16 protein-coding genes are annotated in these 20,030 nt (G+C 42.0%); 2 read left to right on the top strand and 14 right to left on the bottom strand.

What is annotated here, in order from left to right:
* Nucleotides 1–74: 74 nt before the first annotated feature.
* From LU361_RS01895 to LU361_RS01930, 8 genes are all read right to left on the bottom strand, one after another.
* On the bottom strand, nucleotides 75–989 hold the full coding sequence (locus LU361_RS01895; protein WP_233086621.1) for a DMT family transporter: 915 nt from the start codon (nucleotides 987–989) through the stop codon (nucleotides 75–77).
* A 370-nt stretch (nucleotides 990–1,359) separates the two neighbouring features.
* Nucleotides 1,360–2,523 carry an N-methyl-L-tryptophan oxidase gene (gene solA / locus LU361_RS01900; protein WP_233086622.1) on the bottom strand — a complete coding sequence of 388 codons (1,164 nt, stop codon included), beginning with the start codon at nucleotides 2,521–2,523 and terminating at the stop codon, nucleotides 1,360–1,362.
* A 32-nt stretch (nucleotides 2,524–2,555) separates the two neighbouring features.
* Nucleotides 2,556–3,431, bottom strand: coding sequence for an aspartyl/asparaginyl beta-hydroxylase domain-containing protein (locus LU361_RS01905; protein WP_233086623.1), 876 nt, complete (start codon nucleotides 3,429–3,431; stop codon nucleotides 2,556–2,558).
* 1,453 nt (nucleotides 3,432–4,884) lie between these two features.
* The gene (locus LU361_RS01910) at nucleotides 4,885–6,276 is read right to left on the bottom strand and encodes a nicotinate phosphoribosyltransferase (protein WP_233086624.1); all 1,392 of its coding nucleotides are present in this window, start codon (nucleotides 6,274–6,276) and stop codon (nucleotides 4,885–4,887) included.
* Nucleotides 6,277–6,431: 155 nt separating this feature from the next.
* The gene (locus tag LU361_RS01915; protein ID WP_233086625.1) at nucleotides 6,432–7,487 is read right to left on the bottom strand and encodes a bifunctional nicotinamide-nucleotide adenylyltransferase/Nudix hydroxylase; all 1,056 of its coding nucleotides are present in this window, start codon (nucleotides 7,485–7,487) and stop codon (nucleotides 6,432–6,434) included.
* A gap of 284 nt (nucleotides 7,488–7,771) precedes the next feature.
* Nucleotides 7,772–8,278 carry a regulatory protein RecX gene (locus LU361_RS01920; protein WP_233086626.1) on the bottom strand — a complete coding sequence of 169 codons (507 nt, stop codon included), beginning with the start codon at nucleotides 8,276–8,278 and terminating at the stop codon, nucleotides 7,772–7,774.
* A 120-nt stretch (nucleotides 8,279–8,398) separates the two neighbouring features.
* A complete protein-coding gene (gene recA, locus LU361_RS01925; RefSeq protein WP_233086627.1) occupies nucleotides 8,399–9,430 on the bottom strand; it encodes a recombinase RecA in 1,032 nt (343 codons plus the stop codon).
* 179 nt (nucleotides 9,431–9,609) lie between these two features.
* On the bottom strand, nucleotides 9,610–10,098 hold the full coding sequence (locus LU361_RS01930) for a CinA family protein (protein WP_250647545.1): 489 nt from the start codon (nucleotides 10,096–10,098) through the stop codon (nucleotides 9,610–9,612).
* A gap of 494 nt (nucleotides 10,099–10,592) precedes the next feature.
* Here LU361_RS01930 and mutS point away from each other — a divergent pair, with 494 nt between their 5' ends.
* On the top strand, nucleotides 10,593–13,154 hold the full coding sequence (mutS, locus tag LU361_RS01935; protein ID WP_233088186.1) for a DNA mismatch repair protein MutS: 2,562 nt from the start codon (nucleotides 10,593–10,595) through the stop codon (nucleotides 13,152–13,154).
* Between the two features lie 170 nt (nucleotides 13,155–13,324).
* Nucleotides 13,325–13,648: a ferredoxin FdxA gene (gene fdxA / locus LU361_RS01940; RefSeq protein WP_233086628.1), complete on the top strand. Its 324-nt coding sequence runs from the start codon at nucleotides 13,325–13,327 to the stop codon at nucleotides 13,646–13,648.
* 88 nt (nucleotides 13,649–13,736) lie between these two features.
* Here the strand turns inward: fdxA and tsaA are convergent, their stop codons facing one another.
* The 6 genes from tsaA to cysE all read right to left on the bottom strand — a co-directional run bounded on the left by tsaA (nucleotide 13,737) and on the right by cysE (nucleotide 19,852).
* On the bottom strand, nucleotides 13,737–14,513 hold the full coding sequence (gene tsaA / locus LU361_RS01945; protein ID WP_233086629.1) for a tRNA (N6-threonylcarbamoyladenosine(37)-N6)-methyltransferase TrmO: 777 nt from the start codon (nucleotides 14,511–14,513) through the stop codon (nucleotides 13,737–13,739).
* Between the two features lie 344 nt (nucleotides 14,514–14,857).
* Entirely contained in the window at nucleotides 14,858–15,868 is a 1,011-nt protein-coding gene (rpoS, locus tag LU361_RS01950) for an RNA polymerase sigma factor RpoS (protein WP_250647546.1), read from the bottom strand.
* A 137-nt stretch (nucleotides 15,869–16,005) separates the two neighbouring features.
* Nucleotides 16,006–16,719 (bottom strand): peptidoglycan DD-metalloendopeptidase family protein, encoded by a 714-nt coding sequence (locus LU361_RS01955; protein WP_233086630.1) that lies wholly within the window; start codon nucleotides 16,717–16,719, stop codon nucleotides 16,006–16,008.
* A gap of 313 nt (nucleotides 16,720–17,032) precedes the next feature.
* Nucleotides 17,033–17,971, bottom strand: a complete 939-nt coding sequence (locus LU361_RS01960) for a DUF368 domain-containing protein (protein ID WP_233086631.1) — start codon at nucleotides 17,969–17,971, stop codon at nucleotides 17,033–17,035.
* 275 nt (nucleotides 17,972–18,246) lie between these two features.
* Nucleotides 18,247–18,882, bottom strand: a complete 636-nt coding sequence (locus LU361_RS01965) for a protein-L-isoaspartate(D-aspartate) O-methyltransferase (protein ID WP_233086632.1) — start codon at nucleotides 18,880–18,882, stop codon at nucleotides 18,247–18,249.
* Between the two features lie 184 nt (nucleotides 18,883–19,066).
* A complete protein-coding gene (gene cysE / locus LU361_RS01970; RefSeq protein ID WP_233086633.1) occupies nucleotides 19,067–19,852 on the bottom strand; it encodes a serine O-acetyltransferase in 786 nt (261 codons plus the stop codon).
* Between the last annotated feature and the right edge of the window lie 178 nt (nucleotides 19,853–20,030).

Here is a 20,030-nt window from a genome sequence, read left to right on the forward strand (position 1 = left end):
TTAAATGCGTTCGAAAGCTTTATATCAATAAAACTTATTGTATTAATTTCTGGGTATTACTCGCCTGGTATTAACTATTTTTTGCTGGCGATAATTACCCCAATGGCAACCACTAATATGCCTACCAAAGCAACTGACGTTAAGCTTTGGTTATAAATTAGATATTCTTCAACGGCAGTAACGGGCGGTACCATATAAAACAAACTGGTTACGCTCGACATAGACCGATGTTGAATTAAATACATCAGTATGAAAATAGAACCAATCGACAATACACCCACCAACCAAAACAGAGCAAAGATAAATTCTCCGGTCCACTGTATGGTCATGTCTTCTGTTGTTAACGCTATTACAAACAACAATACAAAGGTGGAGGCGTACTGAATACTGGTGCCAGTAATTGGATGCATACCCGCACAATATTTCTTTTGATAAATAATACCGTAAGAAATACCAATCAAGCTCACGGCAATCGCCACAAATGCAATGACCGTAGCGTTATCTTGCCCAAATTTGAAAGCGAAAATCTTTTCTGCCACAACCAGGCCTACGCCTAAAAATCCTAGGATTAAACCGAACCACTGAAAACGGCTCATGGTTTCATCTAACATTTTTTTAGCGAATAAACACGATAATATCGGTTGAATACCGACAATTAATGCGGCGATTCCGGCAGACATTCCAAGATTGATCGCGGAAAAGATGCCACCCAAATAGAGTCCGTGCAGCAATAATCCCGATACCGAAATATGAAATACCGCACGAGAGCTTTTCGGCCAAGGCGGACGCATGATGGCGATAATCATGAATAATATCGCACACGTGATTGCAAACCTCAGTGACAAAAAGGTAAAAGGCTCTACGTACGGCAGCCCATACTTTGCCCCTATAAATCCGGTACTCCAAAGCAGAACAAACAGCGCGGGAAAAAAGAATAACGAAAACTTACTCTCTACCGTTGCTTTAAAAGATTGCGAAATAGACGTCATAAATAAATCATCAATAGTGTGTAATAAACACGAGAAACCTAGCTACATTTTATTGTTATGTTGCACTGCTGTGGCTAGGGCCTGTTCACACTAATTTAATCACACCTGCTGGAGTGTATTTTTTTCGTATTTTAGGCGCAGTGAGTGTGATTTGGTTGTTCCAAATGAACGAGCTGCAACACGAAATACGGGAAAAATACGCCGAGCCCCTAGGGTCGCCCCTAAAACACGCCATTCGTTGTTGTTCGTCGCTTATTTAGCCCGCTAAACTGCACTCCTCACGCCTAGACTGACGCGTTTTAGGGGCGACAGGTGCGGTTAAATTAGTGTGAACAGGCCCTAGTTAACTCAGTTAATAGGCGCTAAATCATTAAGATTGTGTGAATCGGTCTAGACGGAATAGCTCAATATCATGCTTGGTCTCACCGAATTCAGCAAGGTCGGCCATGATTTCACCCATTACGGAACAGAACTTAAATCCGTGCCCAGAGAAACCACCGGCAAACGATACTTGAGGCGATTCAGGTAATGTGCCGATAATAAAGTGCTCGTCTTCGGTATTGGTGTAAATGCAGGTTGCGGAATCTAACATTTCACCAGCGCCTTCTGGGAAGAACTTTTCAACGCCTTGACGAACAATTTGTTTATCGTATTCGCTCACTTCTCGGTTCATAGTATCGGGATCAATAATTTCATTGAGATGATGAGCACGACCAAATTTAAACCCAGTTTTGTCGTAGACAGGGAAACCGTAATAATGCCCTTCTTCCAACAACAAGTTAAATACTGGGAAATGGCTCGGATTAAATAATTCGGGTTTAATTGGATCAAACCAAGCCACAACTTGACGCTCAGGTGCGACCATTTCAGGCAGATGGCTCATCATCTTAGAGAACCAAGGACCAGCGGTAATCACCAGTTTATCAGCGGTGTATTCCCCATGATTGGTAACGACTTTTGCAGCATCGCCTACGGCCTGCCATTGCAATACTTGCTCGTTATCGTGAATTTCTGCACCGGCAGCCTTGGCCAAAAGTACATAAGCCTTGATAATTCTATCGGCAAATAGAACACCACCATCGGCCTGAAAAATACCCTGTATTTCTTCGGGGAAGTGATAACCCGGAAATTTCTCGCACAGTTCGCTGCCTGAAAGCACTTGATGCTCTAAATTGTGCTCTTTACACGATTGCAACGAACCTTGCACGATTTCGCTGTCGGGTAAGCCTGCATCTAATGAACCGGTAATATGAAGAAGCGTTTCTCCAGTTTTTTGTTCCAGCTTTCGCCAGAGATCATAGGCGGAGCGAACCAGAGTAACGTAATCGGCACCTTGATAGTACGCCATACGAATAATGCGGGTAGCACCGTGGGAAGAGCCCATGTTATTGGGAATGTCGTAGCGATCAATCCCAAGCACTTTTTTCCCGCGCTCTGCGAGTTCACAGACGGTAGCACTGCCCATTCCACCGACTCCGATGACGATCACATCGTAATGGTTGGGGTCGTTCTTATCAATTTGTGTGGCTTCCATTTTTTATTTCCTTAAACCGTGAAGATTCGCAATTAAACGGCGGCGGCGGTTAGATTTTCGTAGGTTTCTTGTTTTAGGAAACGGGTTTTTCGGCTTTCCCACAAATTGACTTCTTCTTTTTTTCCCAAAAGGTGATACATCTCACGTACTAGATCGAGAGAACCGCCTTCTTGGTGATTAAAGTGATAATAGGTTCTTAATAGCAACTCTTCAGCATCGCGCTTACGGTCACCTTGATACAAACGTAATGCGTTAATTAACTTGTCATTAAAATCAGCGGTTGTTGGTTTTTTCAAATCTGCTAACCAACTCTCATCGAGATACTCGTCTTTAATTAGATTTCTTAGATTGTCGTTAACATAGCAATCGAGAACAATGTGAATTCGATCTTCACCTTCGTTTACCGCGCCGTGTACAAAGTCAGCAGGATTTAACTTCCATAAGCCATCTTTATGCAAGTGAACTTTTTTGCCCTCTAAAATTAAGTAAGCGTTGTCGTTGGTTTTTACAGGAATGTGCAATCGTAATTTTTCTCTGTTATCTAATTCCGAATAATCACGGTGCTCCCACAAACACGCGTTTGGCCCCAATAGATTTAGCCTCGCCCACATAAACTCTAAACCTAGGTTATTCAGTATTTCAGCGGTTTTAGGTAATTTATTAAGTACCTCGGTGGGCTTCGGTTTACAGTCTTTAATTAAGGTATTACTACCATCGCCATCACTGCTCAGCAACGACAGAGAGTAAACGCCTTGCGAAACGTATTCACTGTAAGAGAAGTTTCTCCAATCGAGATTGGCGGCTTCTATCTCATCAGAAATAATTTTACTGGTTCCTTCCTCTAACAATTTCAATCGAGAAATAGCCGAAAGATAGTTCTTTGATGATTCTTCATTGTAACTGTGCATGACATTTTTCCTTTATATATGCTTATTTTAGTTAGCTTCAGTAGTGACATTGGCAAAACAAATTAATAATTCTTAAAATAATAAACATTCAAAAATACGAACTAGAAAAACTTTTAAATCATGTAAACCAGAAATGCGCTTTGAAAAATTTTAAATAAAACTCACCCCGTCACGCATCGAAAATGCGCTATTTAATAAATTAAGAAAAATGTACTACCACGACTAAACGCGACGATAATTTGCAACAATCGTCGTCATTAAATTAAAAAATCACAGACACAGGAAGACCAAACCGAGGGTTTAATCGGTGTCGTATAATAATTAAGTTTTAAATAAGAATTAGTCGATATAGTTAAAATTAATTCATGATAGGGCGATATCGGGTAGAACTACCCAATACCCAGCATTCCTTACTGTAGATTTAATACAAACGTGAATTTGTCGAGGTTTCTGATTTTCAATATAAACAGATGTCACCGAAGATTTGTGACTTATGTCAAATCATAAAACCAATGTTATTTATGAGTAATTTTTGGTTTTACTAATTTCGCAGTAACAAATGTTAACGCATTGATCAGATTGTTATTGATTAATTCACACCACTAAGACGATTTCAATTTACCAAAAAATATCAGTCAATAGTTTCGATTTTTATCACAAAATGTAAAAACTTATTTTTATTCAAATTACTTCATCAATTAATCACCCACTCACACCAAAAAGATAATTAAATTTAATGTTTTTAATAACCTAATCAATGCATGAAATAAAATTTATTTATGCATCGAAAAAATCTAAATTAAATAAAATAAATTTAATAAATTTTTAAGGACGGCCAATTTAATTATTTTTTTGACAATTAAATTAAAAATTTAAACTTACTTAATTTTTATAATAACCGTCATTAATTGACATAGAAGGATAATATTTGTTTACCGCTTAAACTTATTATTTTGACAAACAATAAAAAATAATAAACATTCCAAAACAAGGCGTTCATATGCTTTATAGAATGGCTTAGAACGAACAAACAACAGAACACTATAATTAGAAATTTATTTTTTCTTTAGCATTTATAATTTAACCGACAGAGCATGACTCAGTTAACTGTAAATTCCATCACTCAATAAATAATTTAATGGTTTACAAACGTATTAACCGATTAATTTAATGATTCATTTAAAATAGATTTATTTCTATAAAAGCAATTTGAGTAGAACCATTGGTTATACAACTAAAAAATCTGAAACGAACCAAACAATAATTATTAGAGGTTTATATACAAAACCAATAAACACTCGGCATTCAATTATTTTCTAACATTATCTGATTGGTAGTGGTAACTGGCAGGAGAAAATTTTGAGGATATAGAAATGAACGACTTAGGGGTTGTATGACTGCTTCTCAGAAATTACGGGTGGGGTTAACCCCACCCAATAATCCGTATTTTTACTTAAAAGGCTTCTGTTAATTTTCTAACTTCATCAAAAGTTGAATTAACCAATAACTCTCCATTTTTATACACTGTTTTTAACAATGAATTTTGATCATTTAATTGATCTTCACGAATGGTTTCAAGTACGCCTTGTTGATTTTTTATAACGGCTAATCGACCCTTCTTAGAACGTTTGCTGGTATCGGTAATAGGATCTTTAAATACATCGTGCCACTGATCATTAATTTTTACGGCAGAAGCTTTCATGGCAAATTTCAATGTATCTCGATTGATCTTCTGTAACAGCTCCGCTCCCATTCCGAAGGCAACGTTCTCGGCACTTAGTTTTTTAGCGTCCATAGCTATTAATATGTCTTCGATACTGTCGAGAGAAACGCCATCGCCTTGGATAACGCGAACACAATCGGGCAATACACGATAGCCTTTGCTGTTGGTTTTAAAGCCAAATTTGTTCATCAATCGCTCAATGGTTTCTGTTACCACTTCAACAGGATTGCCGCTATCGGGTCGAATCACAACGGTGCCACCATTATTGATTACTTGGTCACGCAACTCTTCTCCCCAAATATTATCGATGGCATTCCATAGATCGTAGGAATCACTGACCACAGCTACCAACTTGTTAGGTCCAGCAAACTGGTTGAGCATGTTCTCATAGGCTTTGGCTTCGTTGTCTTTGCCCCAAGAAGTTATTGTGCTGTGCTCCGCAGCGGGAATAGAAAACCCTGCCATATCTGCGCCATAGTATTTTCTTCCGGCTACGAGAGCACTTAAGGTGTCTGTGCCCTGAAAATTAACTAAGTGCGCTAATCCGCCAATGGCGGCCGCTTCTTCTGTTGTCGCACCACGGGCACCAAAGTCGTGCAGTTTAAACGCAAGGCCGTCGGTTGAATCTGCTGTTTTCTGCAAATATTTTTGGATGATTTTTTTGCAGTACCAAGATTTAGTCGCAACCGTGGTTGGGTACCACACAGCGCGTAAAATTGAGGTTTCAATGTAACTGGTAAGCCAAGCGCAGTTTGGATCGGTATTTTTTACTTGAGCCATAACAGTGCGCTCCGGCACGATAGTACCTTCAGGCAAAGCTTCAATCTCTATCGGTAAAAAGCCGTTATAAGTATCGAGAATGTATTGCCAACCGTCTTTATTAAATGGAACGCCGTGCGCGGTTAAAATTATTTCTGCTTCGTCGATATCGTTTTGGGTAATTGGGGTTAGCAAATACTCTTTGATAAACATCTGCAAGCCGAAAAATACAGATTGCTTAAACTTACCACCGCGTGATTCAATGTAGCTGGAAACATTCGTGGTATTGGCTGGATACTGTAAGAAGTGAGACGCTTTGTAAGAATCTGCGTTTAAGATTAGATTAGTTTTTGCAGTTGTCATGATGGAAATCCTCCGATCATCCGTTTAGCGAGGGTCTTTCCCTTCGCTTATTTGAATTTGATGACGATAATATGTGGTTATTGGCCAGTAATATTTTTACTGGAATTCTACGTTTGTGCTGACCAGTTATATTCTTACTAAAGTGTTACTAAGACTCACATTCCCGCGAGTTCATGAATAATAAAATAGTGATCTTCAAAAATTTTCTCTGGGTTTAACTCAGCCAGCGGTACCCAGAATGCCTTTTTAGCGTCGTCGCTGCCTTTTACCTTCGGCAACGTTTGGTTGGGTTCCAACTCAATGTAATAGGCATGAGTGATGGTTCGTCCACGTGATGACCGATGCGGATCATCAAATACACGCTGTTTTTTAATCGATCCTTTCAACACAGGCGGCGGAATTTTTAGTTTTGTTTCTTCACGCAGTTCACGAATACAAGCATCAATAAGTGTTTCGTCGGGCTGAACAAAACCACCTGGCAAGGCCATTAAACCTTTTCCGGGTTTTGCTTTGCGCTCAACCATAAGTACGTGGCCACTTTGAACAACGACTGCATCCACCGTTAAAAAAGTCGGTGTGTAAGGCGCATCAGACCATCGCTGTTTGTATTTAGCAATAAAATCAAATTCTTCTTTTAGATGACTAAATACTTCAGCTTCCTGAAAGGTACTGATCCAGTGTTTCACAGACGCTGGTAAGCCGTTTACTATTTGATCAACCGGCTCTTCATTTTGCTGACTTACCAATAAGCTTTCACGTATTGGCGTGGCGCTAATATTCTGGCAATTTTCCACAGCAACTGATCGCCACTGGGGGAACAAATTTAGGTAGTAAGAACTCTGGTCTTTACTGTGACCAATAAGCCCTATTTTCGGACTTTGATAAGGCTGCGCGTGGTAAGAGGTAATTAAGCCATTGATTGTCGCTTGAACGTTGCGAACCCAAGCTTCGTCGTTGTACACAATGTCCATCAACGGTGCTACCAAGACTCGTTCGTTTTGCTCATCTGTCAAAGAGCTTCGAATCATGGTTTCTCGTTCTGGAACCGTCCAAGGATTGCGAACAGAGCGCGGCTGGTGAGCAGAACCACAAAGAATAATAAGGGTTTGAGACTTCTCAAGTGCGGTATTAATTACGGAGAGGTGACCATTGTGAAATGGCTGAAATCGGCCAATAAAGACCAGAAAATCAAATTCTTTTTCAGAATTCATCGCAGCAAGCTCCTTGCTGTTATAGGTTCAGTAACAGGTCTTTCCCGTTACGTTTTTGTATGGTCATTCTATTTTTGTAATTTCTTAGAAAGACAAATTATAGAATTATTGTGACTTCGAAAATGAATCCCATTCCCGAATCTGAAATCATTATGAATAGCACACAGTGCGCTGTCAACAGTTACGTTTACACGCTTAATTTTATACACAACGTAAAAAGTAGTGTTATGTTTTATAGCTTATTGATAATACGTAACTAGTGTTAAAGCAAAAATTCAGGCCAATTATTCGGAGTGTTGATGCTTTAGTTCATCCATTGCATTCTGAATTTCTTCACTGTTAAATCCGCGGCTCATTAAAAATCGAAAATACTTTGATTTTAGTTTATGGTCAGACAAAACTTCGTGCATGGAAGTATTTCCTAATTTTCTTTCCAAACACACAGTCGCTAATTCAAACCAATCGATTTCGCATGTATTAAAGGCGTTTTCAATTAATTGATTATTAACGCCTTTAAATTTTAATTCATTTTTAATTCTGGTTTTACCGCGATATTTACCGGCACTCATCCGAATAAACGATTCACAATATCGAGCATCGTTAAGGTAACCGTATTCCGATATTTTTGTTATCGCCTGCTCAATGAATACGTGAGCATTTTCTATTTTCGATTTATCAGACCGAACAAACTTTACTACCAATTTTTGCTTTAATTCGTGAGTCGTGTAATCACGTCGTGACAATAAAAAAACAGCGTGATTGAACACTTTATTTTCAGAATTTTCGATCATTTAATTCGCTTATAATATTTTAAATATTGGCACAAAAGTATTTTGATAAAACGAGCATCTACAAACGTAAAAAAACGGCCATAAAGGCCGTTTTTTTTAAATAACAGAGTGGCTTTTGAATTAAGCCTCCGCTGGCTCTTCTCCAGCTTCTGATTCTGGAACCGTATCTGGAAGTAATTTCTCACGAATTTGAGCTTCAATAGTTTGAGCAATTTCTGGATTTTCTTGCAAGAAGCGAATCGAGTTATTTTTACCTTGGCCAATTTTGTCGCCTTGATAGCTGTACCAAGCACCGGACTTATCGACCAGACCCAGTTTCACACCAAAGTCGATCACTTCACCCAACAAGTTAATGCCTTCCCCGTACAAGATTTGGAATTCAGCTTGCTTAAACGGAGGTGCAACTTTGTTTTTAACTACTTTAACTCGAGTTTCGTTACCAACCACTTCATCGCCATCTTTCACAGAACCGGTACGACGAATGTCCAATCGAACTGAAGAGTAGAATTTTAGTGCGTTACCACCCGTGGTGGTTTCTGGCGAACCGAACATCACACCAATTTTCATACGAATTTGGTTGATGAAGATCGCTAAGCAGTTTGCGTTCTTAATGTTACCGGTAATCTTACGAAGCGCCTGAGACATCAAACGCGCTTGAAGGCCAACATGGTGATCACCCATTTCGCCTTCGATTTCAGCTTTTGGTGTTAACGCGGCAACGGAGTCAACCACCAAAACATCAACCGCTCCAGAACGTACTAACATATCGGCAACTTCGAGTGCCTGCTCACCGGTGTCTGGCTGAGAGACAATAAGGTCGTCGACATTAACGCCAAGCTTTTCTGCGTAGATTGGGTCGAGTGCGTGTTCGGCATCAACGAAGGCACAAGTGCCGCCATTTTTTTGAGCTTCGGCGATCACTTGTAAGGTAAGCGTTGTTTTACCAGAGGACTCTGGACCGTAAATCTCAACAATACGGCCTTTAGGTAAACCACCTACGCCCAATGCGGAATCAAGACCAATGGAACCTGTGGACACAACAGGAATTTTCACTTGTTCACGGTCACCCATGCGCATTACAGTGCCTTTACCAAATTGACGTTCAATTTGACTTAAGGCCGCGGCAAGTGCTTTTTCTTTATTTGCGTCCATTGATTTCCCCATTGGTTATAACAAGTTGTGACGGCTGATAAGATGATGCAATAGCGAGGTTTCTCGCTACGCGTTCAATATGATGGATTCTAAAAACGTTGTGTTTCAATGTACAGTAAAATTAGCACAAAATACTGTATAAGAAAACAGTTATTGTTTATTTATACAGTAAAATAAAGTTACTCAAGCAAATCGATCAAACCTCTGAGACTTGCCATCACAGCCTGACGGCGTATTTCTGCCCGACCGCCATTAAAATTGAACAATCGACTGCGTGTGCTGTTGGTGAATTTTGCACTCCACGCGATCCACACGGTGCCAATTGGTTTGTCTTTACTGCCTCCGGTGGGTCCTGCAACGCCGCTCACGGCAACCGCCATATTGGCGCCGCTGGCCGCCAATGCACCTTGCGCCATCTCTTTTACGGTCTCTTCGCTCACCGCACCGTGATTGGCAAGGGTTTCAGGGTTTACGTTCAGAAGCTGCATTTTTGCAGTATTTGAATAGGTTACTAGCCCCATCTCAAACCAAAGTGAACTGCCTGGAATTTCAGTAATTGCGCTCGCGATACCGCCGCCGGTGCACGACTCGGCTGTGGCAACGGTGTAACGGCGATCGGCAAGTTTGCTACCCAACTGCTGGGATAAGGATTCTGTCATTGATTTCATAATTGCCAACTTAAGCCACGTGTTTGTGGATATCAAGTGTTTATAGGAGGCTCCTATAGAACACCTCTGTGTGAATTTAGTTGATATGAGTTAGACTAGCGCCAACTTAAAATCAGACCTTCAAATAACGGGTCAAATATAATTCAATAAACGCCCAATGGCACATAGACCATGAGCCATGTTCACCTAAGTTTATTTGAATAATCAACAGCTTACCTGCTTCAACTGGATTAATGTTGACCATATTAACGCAGGACAACAACGACTAAGTCAGAGTTGATACCGGTTGGGTTAGTTTCCACAGCAGACAAATCCAACAAGATGAATTTGATGAGAGCGTGACGCTCTTCTCACTCTAGAATGCTAACTAATTTACGATTACGCCAAGAGACAAACCTCCCTTATCTATGACTTCCGCAACCGTCAAACCCAATCAGTCCTCAAAGAAAGTGAAGAAAGCCTCCGACAAGAATAATCCGGGTCAGCACACCCCCATGATGCAGCAGTACTTGCGCATTAAATCCGAACATCCCAACGAATTGGTTTTTTATCGGATGGGGGATTTCTATGAACTGTTCTTTGACGATGCGAAAAAAGCGGCACATCTGCTGGACGTAACCTTAACTGCGCGGGGTAAATCTGGCGGCGAGCCAATTCCAATGGCAGGCGTTCCGTTTCACGCCGCCGAAGCGTATTTAGCCAAATTGGTCCGCCTTGGTGAATCCGTCGCTATTTGCGAACAAGTGGGTAATCCTGCCGAAAGTAAAGGACCGGTCGAACGTAAGGTCGTTAGGGTAGTCACGCCAGGAACCGTAAGCGACGAAGCACTGCTCGATGAAAGCCAAGATAATCTGTTGATTGCCATTCATCGGCACGAGGAAGACTTTGGTATTGCCACGCTCGATATCGGCAGTGGTCGATTTCAGGTTTTCGAAGCCTCGGGAGAAGAAGCTCTACACGCCGAAATTGAGCGTTTAAAACCCGCAGAAACACTGATTGCCGACGATTTTGCTCACACGCCTTTACCGGCGACGTTAAAAGGGGTTCGATCGCGCCCACCTTGGGAGTTCGATTACGACACAGCGCTTCGACTTTTGTGTACTCAGTTCGAAACCAAGGATTTATCCGGTTTTGGTTGCGCAGAACTGCCTTTGGCACTGGGAGCGGCGGGATGTTTGTTGGCCTACGCCCAAGAAACTCAGCGCACGGCTCTGCCACACATTCGCTCAATTCGTCACGAAGATCGAGACGAGGCGGTGGCCATGGACAGCGCAACCCGAAAAAACCTCGAGTTGGATGTTAATCTTCAAGGCGAAGAATCGAACACGTTATTTTCGGTACTCAACCAATGCGCGACGGCGATGGGCAGTCGGCTCCTAAGACGCTGGTTGAATCGGCCGTTACGTAACATCACCACGCTTACACAACGGCAAGACGCCATCACCGAACTGAGCAGTCAATATCAGTTTGAGTTAATTCATGAACATCTAAAAGCCGTCGGTGATTTGGAACGTATCTTAGGTCGCGTGGCGCTGCGTTCCGCTCGACCAAGAGATCTGTCACGTCTTTGTACATCGCTTGCGGTGTACCCTCAAATTCAAAGCGAGCTTGCCAATTTCGATAAAAAAGAACGATTGCTTGAATTGGCCGCTGACATCAATGAATTTCCCGAGTTAGTTGATTTATTGTCAAAAGCACTGGAAGAAAATCCGCCGGTTGTCATCCGTGAAGGCGGTGTTATTGCCAGCGGCTACGATCAAGAACTGGATGAACTTCGTGAATTAAGCTCCAACGCGGGTCAATTTTTGGTTGATTTAGAAACCCGAGAAAAAGAGCGGACCGGAATTAGCACGCTAAAAGTTGGATTTAATCGCGTCCACGGTTATTACATTGAGATCAGTCGTGGTCAGTCAGACAAAGCACCGGTTGATTACATTCGTCGTCAAACCCTCAAAAACGCAGAAAGATTCATTACTCCTGAGCTAAAAGAATTTGAAGATAAAGCGCTGTCGGCAAAGAGCCGTGCACTAGCACGAGAAAAAGCGTTGTACGACGAATTGCTCGAAACCATTAATCAGGATTTAACCGCTTTACAAATTTCGGCCGCAGGCGTTTCAGAATTAGACGTATTGAACACACTTGCTGAGCGGGCTATTAATTTGAATTTCTGTCGACCGGCACTAACGCCAGAACCCGGATTAGAAATATCGGGCGGGCGCCACCCGGTGGTCGAACAAGTGATCGATGATCCGTTCGTCGCCAATGATCTGAGCTTGGACGACAGGCAACGCATGCTCATTATTACCGGTCCGAACATGGGCGGTAAAAGTACCTACATGCGTCAAAATGCGTTGATTACTTTGCTCGCACACATCGGCAGTTTTATTCCAGCCACCTCCGCACAGATCGGCATGGTCGACAGGATTTTCACCCGTATCGGTTCATCTGACGATCTCGCCGGAGGTCGTTCAACGTTCATGGTAGAAATGACTGAAACCGCTAATATCCTTCATAACGCAACCGACAGAAGTCTGGTGCTGATGGATGAAGTCGGTCGCGGTACCAGCACCTTTGACGGGCTTTCATTGGCTTGGGCCTGTGCGCAACATTTAGCCAACAAAGTCAAAGCTTTCACCTTGTTCGCCACTCACTATTTCGAACTGACCGATTTACCCAACCAAATTGCTTCCGTTGCTAACGTTCATCTCGATGCCACAGAGCACAATGACGACCTAATATTTTTACACCATATTCAACGAGGCGCCGCTAATAAAAGCTTTGGCTTACAAGTGGCAAAATTGGCAGGTATTCCAAAACAGGTGTTAGAGCAGGCAAAAATCCAACTCGATTATTTGGAAACCGGTTCAACCGAAAACACACAACCCATGGTGATCGAACCGAGTCAAAGTGCGGCAGAGCAGCCATTTCAAGGAGACTTCTTCAGCCAGGGAACACACCCATTAGTCGAAAAAATGGAGGCAACCGATGTGGATAATCTTTCACCAAGAGAAGCACTGAATTTATTGTATGAGCTTAAAAAGCTGGTGAAATCGTAATATTTTCCATTTTTATGGGCGGTGTCTAAATCGAATGTTTCATTAAACTATATTGAATGTTTCATTCAAACTGGCCTTTGTCAGCCTAAAAATCGCGTGCATTAATCGTTTGACTTTTGATAAAATGCTGGGCTTATTAAAAAAACATAGATTAGCTATTGGAGCCCAGCATGACCTTCGTCGTAGGCGAAAATTGTATTAAGTGTAAACACACAGATTGTGTGGAAGTTTGTCCTGTAGACTGCTTCTACGAAGGCCCAAATTTCCTCGTGATTCATCCAGATGAATGTATTGACTGTGCACTCTGCGAACCAGAATGTCCTGTTGAAGCGATTTACTCAGAAGATGAGTTGCCCGAAGGGCAGGAAGTTTTCCTTGAATTAAACGAAGAACTTGCTGACCTCTGGCCAAACATCACCGAGATGAAAGAGTCCCCTGCAGACGCCGATAAGTGGGATGGCGTTGAAGGCAAGCTTCAATATTTAGAGCGATAACTTCGCTTTATACCATCGTTATTGATGCATGAAGCCGGAGTCATCTAACGCTCCGGCTGACGCATAAAGCCTAAGACCAACCTTCCTTTCAAGCAATTTTCTCAATACTCACAACCTCTATTTTCCAACGTTGATTATCGTCCACATCACCTAACGGTAAATAACGCCAACAGACGTTACAGTTTTCTATGTTAACGCCGTATATTCGGTCGCTATCAGGTGTTTGATACTGCGGTCGCGGGTCTTGTTGAAGCATCTCTACGATCAACGGTTTAAGTTGCTCATAGGTATGAGTTATTTTTTCTAATGCTGTTAAGGCGAGATCTGAAAACTCAACCGCTATTTTTTTGGGTTCACCGTCGGCAAATCCAGCTTTAGCGTCGGGCAGGCTATCGGCGTAAGGAATATAAGGTTTGATATCGAGTATTGGTGTTCCATCAACCAAATCGGCACCGGCAACAACAATGCTGGCTGTATTTCCAGAAACAACCACTTCTTTTAATTCCACCACTGATAAACCAATAGGATTAGGGCGAACGGGAGAACGAGTGGCAAAGACACCGACTTTTTCGTTGCCGCCGAGCCGAGGCGGACGAACTTTAGGGCGCCATGAAACCGATAAGTTTTTATGAAAAATAAATTGAATCCAAATATGGCTATAATTCTCTAAACCTTCGAACGCAGCCTTGTTATTAAATGGTGGAAAAAAAATAATTTCACCGCGCGCAGACGGCGTTAGGCCACTTTGTCGAGGAACACCAAACTTCTCTTTAAAGCTTGATTTAATTTCGCCAATAACCTCAAGTTGAAAAGACTCTTTTCTTACGTTCAAATCATCTTGTGTTATGTCTTTTTTATCGTTCAAAAATCACCTATTTCAACAACCATAATAAGTTCAACAACCGCAATAAGAAACGGAACAACCACTCCAAAAACGGAGTCTACCAATGAGACCGTTACCTTAGTTTTCAAATGTATTTTATATCGATATTTACGGAAGATGTCCAAAGACAATAAACCCAAAAAAGAACTTTTAAATTTCTGGATTTAAGCGATTAATTCAAAAAAACAGACTAAAGATCAGGCACACTGCAAAACAAACACTTTGCAGAACAAAAAAGAAAGAAGAGATAAAAATTGAGAAGGGAAAAGCCACAATAAATATTGTGGCTTTCAAATGAAAATCGAAGGTTTGTACGGAGTCATTATTTACATGCTAAACAAGCATTCTCCGTCCAACCCTTGTTGTTCTAAAATATCACGTAAACGTTTTAAAGCTTCGACCTGAATTTGGCGAACTCTTTCACGGGTAAGACCAATTTCACGCCCTACTTCTTCTAAAGTACTCATTTCGTGGCCGCGTAATCCAAACCGACGAGTCACAACTTCACGTTGTTTTTCGGTTAATTCACCCAACCACTCATCGATGCTTTGGCATAAATCGCTGTCTTGCAACACCGAGGATGGATCTGAGGTGTGATGATCAGGGACGGTATCGACCAGGGTTTTTTCTGAGTTGAGCCCAAGAGGAACGTCCATAGAAGTCACGCGCTCATTTAATTTGAGCATCTTCTCAACGTCTTCAACAGGCTTTTCTAACAGATTAGCAATGTCTTCTGGTGTGGGTTCGTGATCTAATTTTTGAGACAGTTCCCGAGCGGCTCTCAAATACACATTTAATTCTTTTACGACATGAATGGGCAAACGAATCGTTCGCGTTTGGTTCATAATCGCCCGTTCAATGGTTTGACGTATCCACCATGTTGCGTAGGTCGAAAATCTAAATCCGCGTTCTGGATCGAATTTTTCAACGGCGCGAATTAATCCTAGATTACCTTCTTCAATTAAATCTAATAAAGCTAACCCACGATTGACATAACGTCGCGAAATTTTAACCACTAAACGTAAATTACTTTCTATCATTCGCTTGCGCGACGCTTTGCACCCACGCAACGCTTTGCGCGCGTAAAATACTTCTTCTTCGGCAGAAAGTAAGGGAGAAAAACCAATTTCGTTTAAATACAGTTGCGTAGCATCTAAATTTTTTGCAATTTCTTCGCTATCAGCGTCGCTACGTCGGAGGTTTTTTGCAGCTGCTGGAACTTCTTCTGCATCGGCTTCGGCTGATGCGCCTATCTCGACAAGTTCATTTTCTAGATCTGGAACAACGAACACGTTATCGTCAGTTTTACTGTTAGAGTTTGGTACAGTCACTGCCATGATCTTAGCCCTTAATAAGTTATGGATCTTTAAAGGGATCTAATGATTAACCCTTTCCCGGACACCCTCACCTTTTGGACTTTAAGCTCTAGTGCCTTATTTTATTTTTTGAGCTTAATTTTCGAAGCATAGAAACACTATCGCCGTGGTAAATATCGCAACGGATCAACGGGCTTACCGTTGTTGCGAATCTCAAAATAGAGCTTGGTGTTTCCGGTTCCACTGGAACCTATTTCGGCAACTTTCTGACCTGCTTGAACGCTGCTCCCTTCTTTCACTAATATCCGATCCACATGAGCGTATGCACTCAGATACTGCTTGTTGTGTTTTATTATTAAAAGTTTGCCGTATCTTCTTAGTCCTTCACCCGCATAAACAACAATGCCGCTTGCTGCGGTAACCACAGAATCTCCCTTTTTTATCACAATATCAATACCCTCAGCTTGAGGGTCACCCGGGACAAACCGCTTTGTCACCTTGCCGAGCGTAGGCCAAGCCCACTTAATTTTTGTGGTAGTCGGCAAACTTTCATTTTTACTAATTTGGTTTTTCGTTAATTGTCTTGAACGAGTTGTAGTCACGTTTTTGACGCTTGAATCCTTCTTATTTTTGACGACCTTGGTTTTTGAGGAAGAGGAAGTGGGAGGTTTTGCCTTATTCGATTGATTTACCTTAGCAGTCTCTAAAGTTAGTACTTGGCCGGGGTAGATGTTGAATTTTGCGCCAATATTATTAGCTTTGGCTAAAACTTTATAATCCAAACCATATCGCCAAGCGATTGAGTATAAAGTTTCACCTTTGGATACGGTGTGTGTGGTGAGTTTTCGTGACGGAGGTTGCGTCAATTCCACGACACTTGCCTGTTTAGAGTGTGAACTGCAACCGTTTATAATGACCAAGGCGATCAAGATTATGAACACCCTAAAAACCATGAAAGCCTCTTTTTGGGTATAAAGGTTTTATGATTCTCTCTATTAACGTAATTAATCCTATTGATCGCTTATTAGGTTTAGGCATGTTTTATAAAGAAATCATCGGAATTAATTCTAAAAAAAATTGTAAAATGGAGGCACTTTTTAAAAATTTAGGGGTTTACACTGTTAAATATGACGGAATTTAAGCAAAAAATTGTATAAATTTGATCCAGGTCTAGTCGACAAACCCCTAGTCAACCTCCCACTTTTTAGAAAATACCTCAATAGAAAGTACAGAAGCGAAGCCAATTAAGGCAAATGCAAGCGCTATATAAAGCTGCGAAGGCTCGCCTAAAGTTTGAGCATATTCCCAGGGGAGTACATTTTCTTGAACTACTGGCACCAAATCACCGTGTCGATCAAGCTTGGTTTCTAACACAATTTTCCAGGGCCAAATCACATTCAGTGAGCCGATTAAAAAACCTGTCAACAGCGCCAAGGTTTTATTGTGATAGCGTTTAAGCAACCAGGATAAAAGTCGAGAAAATCCAATTAATCCTAACGCGCAACCAATGCCAAAGCTTGCCAAAAGCACGATATTAAATGTCGATAACGCTTCAATAAAGACAGGATACAATCCCATCAATAGCAGAATAAAGCTGCCTGATATGCCCGGTAATATCATCGCGCATATCGCGACCGCGCCACCGATCATTAGTATCCACCAATCGCCAGGAAGCGCTGCGGGTTTTGCGATGGAAACACCGAGCGCAACAAACGCCCCAAACGCCATCCACGCCCACATGGTTAAACCTTTAAATTTCACTTCTTTATAAAGGTGCCAAATAGACGCGAGCACTAATCCCCAGAAAAAAGACCAAACTAAAATTGGGTGATGATGGAGTGCGTGATCGATTATCTTGGCCAGGGTGAGCATACTAATAATCACACCCGAAAATACGGAAAGTAAAAAATTACCGTTAATGGAATACCAAGCGCTGGCAAACCCCTGCTGTTTCCAAATGATAAGGGTTTTAATGCCAATACTTTTCAGAGAATTAATCAGCTCTTCATATATTCCCGTGATAAACGCAATGGTTCCGCCGGACACTCCCGGCACAACGTCTGCCGCTCCCATTGCCATTCCGCGCAACATAAGGAATAAATAGTGGAGTGAGGTTTTGCTCATATTTGTGTCGTCCTTGAGAACAGGAAGGCTAGGTACAAATTTGTTTGCGAAATTGTAAGAAATCGAACGGTAATTAACTTACGGGGCTTATTCAATTTAGCACTTAAGGTAAGTGTAGGCTACCTTAAAGACCGTAACGTTTCGATGACAATTTGTTGCTATACCGAAGAGTTATACAAATCTGTGTAGAAATTTTAAGATCGGCTATTTGAGGAAAGAAATTCGGCGCAATCGGCAAGAAGAATTAACCGGTTGTGAGACGCAAAAATGCAAAGTTAACGGGTTGTTCCGCCTAACAGAGGCACAAACTTTACCGGCTCAATTTCTGTAGTAACAAAGCCTTCGTCGGTATTTTTTACCATGACTAAAGTTTGTGAGGCTTCGCCAATAGGAATGACTAAAACACCGTTAGGTGCCAACTGATCCAGTAACTCTTGAGGAACTTGACGTGGCGCGGCCGCACTCAAGATCGCATCGAATTGTTTTTCTTGCGACCAACCAAAATGACCATCGGCGTGTTTTAACATCACGTTTCGATAACCCAATTCAGTCAGGCGTTTGCGAGCTTTGTCCTGCAGCGGTTTGATACGCTCAACACTGTATATCTGCTCAAACAAGCCGGCGAGTATCGCCGTTTGGTAACCCGAGCCCGTGCCGATCTCAAGCACAAGCTGCGCATCTGGCGCGTGAGTTCTCAGTAATTCGGTCATGCGAGCGACAATATAGGGTTGAGAAAGCGTTTGGCCGAACCCAATGGGCAGCGACGTGTCTTCGTAGGCACGATGGCTCAATGCTTCATCGAGGAAAATGTGACGGGGCGTAGACTCCATCAGAGTTAAAACCTGAGTGTCTTTAATCCCCTGCTCAATCAAGCGTTGAATTAAACGTTGACGAGTTCTTTGGGATGTCATCCCGATGCCTTGGTGTTGCGAACGCTTCAAACCAGATCAATCCAAATTTCTTCAGCAAAAACTTAGGTGACAAGTACTGTGTTAACTAGAACTCAAGTTCCAATCAATACGTCGTTATTATAAATGGTTTATGAAAAATCAACACTGATAAGTCGTACTTAAATCTGTGTTAGATAAAGTCGGGTTATCCTGGGATTTGTTGGTCCATGGTTTTTGCCGGTTGCAAACGACACTTACCCACTATTTTTGCGGGCACACCGGCTACGGTTGAATACGAAGGCACGTCTTTTCTAACCAAACTGCCAGCAGCCACTTTGGCAGCTTCACCGACGTTCACATTGCCGAGAATTTTACTGCCCGCACCAATCATCACACCGCGACCAATGGTTGGGTGGCGCTTTCTTGATGTGCAACCACTGCCACCGAGCGTGACCGAGTGCAGCATAGAGACGTCGTTTTCAATAACCGTGGTTTCTCCGATAACCACTCCGGTTGCGTGATCAATCATAATGCCATGACCGATATTCGCCGCTGGATGGATATCGACATCAAAAATTTCTGACACTCGGTTTTGAAAAAACAGGGCCAGCGGTTTGCGCCCCTGTTGCCAGAGCCAGTGACTGATACGGTAAGCTTGCAGCGCGTGATACCCTTTGTAGTGAAGTAACGGGGTTAAATATTCATCACAGGCAGCGTCGCGCTCAACGGACGCGTTGATGTCTTCGAGCATTGACGTTTCAATGGCCGCGTCTGCCGCCATCGCTTCTTCGCACACTTCTCTGACCAGCATATCGGGCAGGTCTTCACTCGCCAGCAATCCAGCCAAAATGTAGGTGATGCTTTGAGTAAAGTTTTCATGTTTAAGAACGGTGCAATGGTAATGACTTGCCAGTCCCGGCTCCGCCATACTGGCTTTTTTTGCTTCTTCTTTAATTTTCGGCCAGATACCGTTCAGTTGAGTTGTTAACATGAAAGTCAGTATTCCAATTCAAAAAATGAAAATCAGTTCTAGGTTGCGGTTATCAGCCGCCGTTTTTACTGCGATAAGCTCACTATTTCAAGTTTGATTGAGCAAATTAGAATTTAGGTGCTTCTAATTTTTATATGTCCAACAGTTATATTAGCGACAGCACCCTTAAAACAATCAA

Source organism: Sessilibacter corallicola, from assembly GCF_021290925.1.
Classification (GTDB): domain Bacteria; phylum Pseudomonadota; class Gammaproteobacteria; order Pseudomonadales; family Cellvibrionaceae; genus Sessilibacter; species Sessilibacter corallicola.

Excerpts from the sequence above, each read along its gene's own strand:
- fdxA (WP_233086628.1), top strand. The coding sequence starts at position 13,325 with ATGACCTTCGTCGTAGGCGAAAATTGTATTAAGTGTAAACACACAGAT.
- LU361_RS01905 (WP_233086623.1), bottom strand. The coding sequence starts at position 3,431 with ATGCACAGTTACAATGAAGAATCATCAAAGAACTATCTTTCGGCTATT.
- LU361_RS01960 (WP_233086631.1), bottom strand. The coding sequence starts at position 17,971 with ATGAGCAAAACCTCACTCCACTATTTATTCCTTATGTTGCGCGGAATG.
- rpoS (WP_250647546.1), bottom strand. The coding sequence starts at position 15,868 with ATGGCAGTGACTGTACCAAACTCTAACAGTAAAACTGACGATAACGTG.
- LU361_RS01910 (WP_233086624.1), bottom strand. The coding sequence starts at position 6,276 with ATGACAACTGCAAAAACTAATCTAATCTTAAACGCAGATTCTTACAAA.
- LU361_RS01965 (WP_233086632.1), bottom strand. The coding sequence starts at position 18,882 with ATGACATCCCAAAGAACTCGTCAACGTTTAATTCAACGCTTGATTGAG.
- recA (WP_233086627.1), bottom strand. The coding sequence starts at position 9,430 with ATGGACGCAAATAAAGAAAAAGCACTTGCCGCGGCCTTAAGTCAAATT.
- cysE (WP_233086633.1), bottom strand. The coding sequence starts at position 19,852 with ATGTTAACAACTCAACTGAACGGTATCTGGCCGAAAATTAAAGAAGAA.
- LU361_RS01915 (WP_233086625.1), bottom strand. The coding sequence starts at position 7,487 with ATGAATTCTGAAAAAGAATTTGATTTTCTGGTCTTTATTGGCCGATTT.
- solA (WP_233086622.1), bottom strand. The coding sequence starts at position 2,523 with ATGGAAGCCACACAAATTGATAAGAACGACCCCAACCATTACGATGTG.
- LU361_RS01930 (WP_250647545.1), bottom strand. The coding sequence starts at position 10,098 with ATGAAATCAATGACAGAATCCTTATCCCAGCAGTTGGGTAGCAAACTT.
- mutS (WP_233088186.1), top strand. The coding sequence starts at position 10,593 with ATGATGCAGCAGTACTTGCGCATTAAATCCGAACATCCCAACGAATTG.
- LU361_RS01895 (WP_233086621.1), bottom strand. The coding sequence starts at position 989 with ATGACGTCTATTTCGCAATCTTTTAAAGCAACGGTAGAGAGTAAGTTT.
- LU361_RS01920 (WP_233086626.1), bottom strand. The coding sequence starts at position 8,278 with ATGATCGAAAATTCTGAAAATAAAGTGTTCAATCACGCTGTTTTTTTA.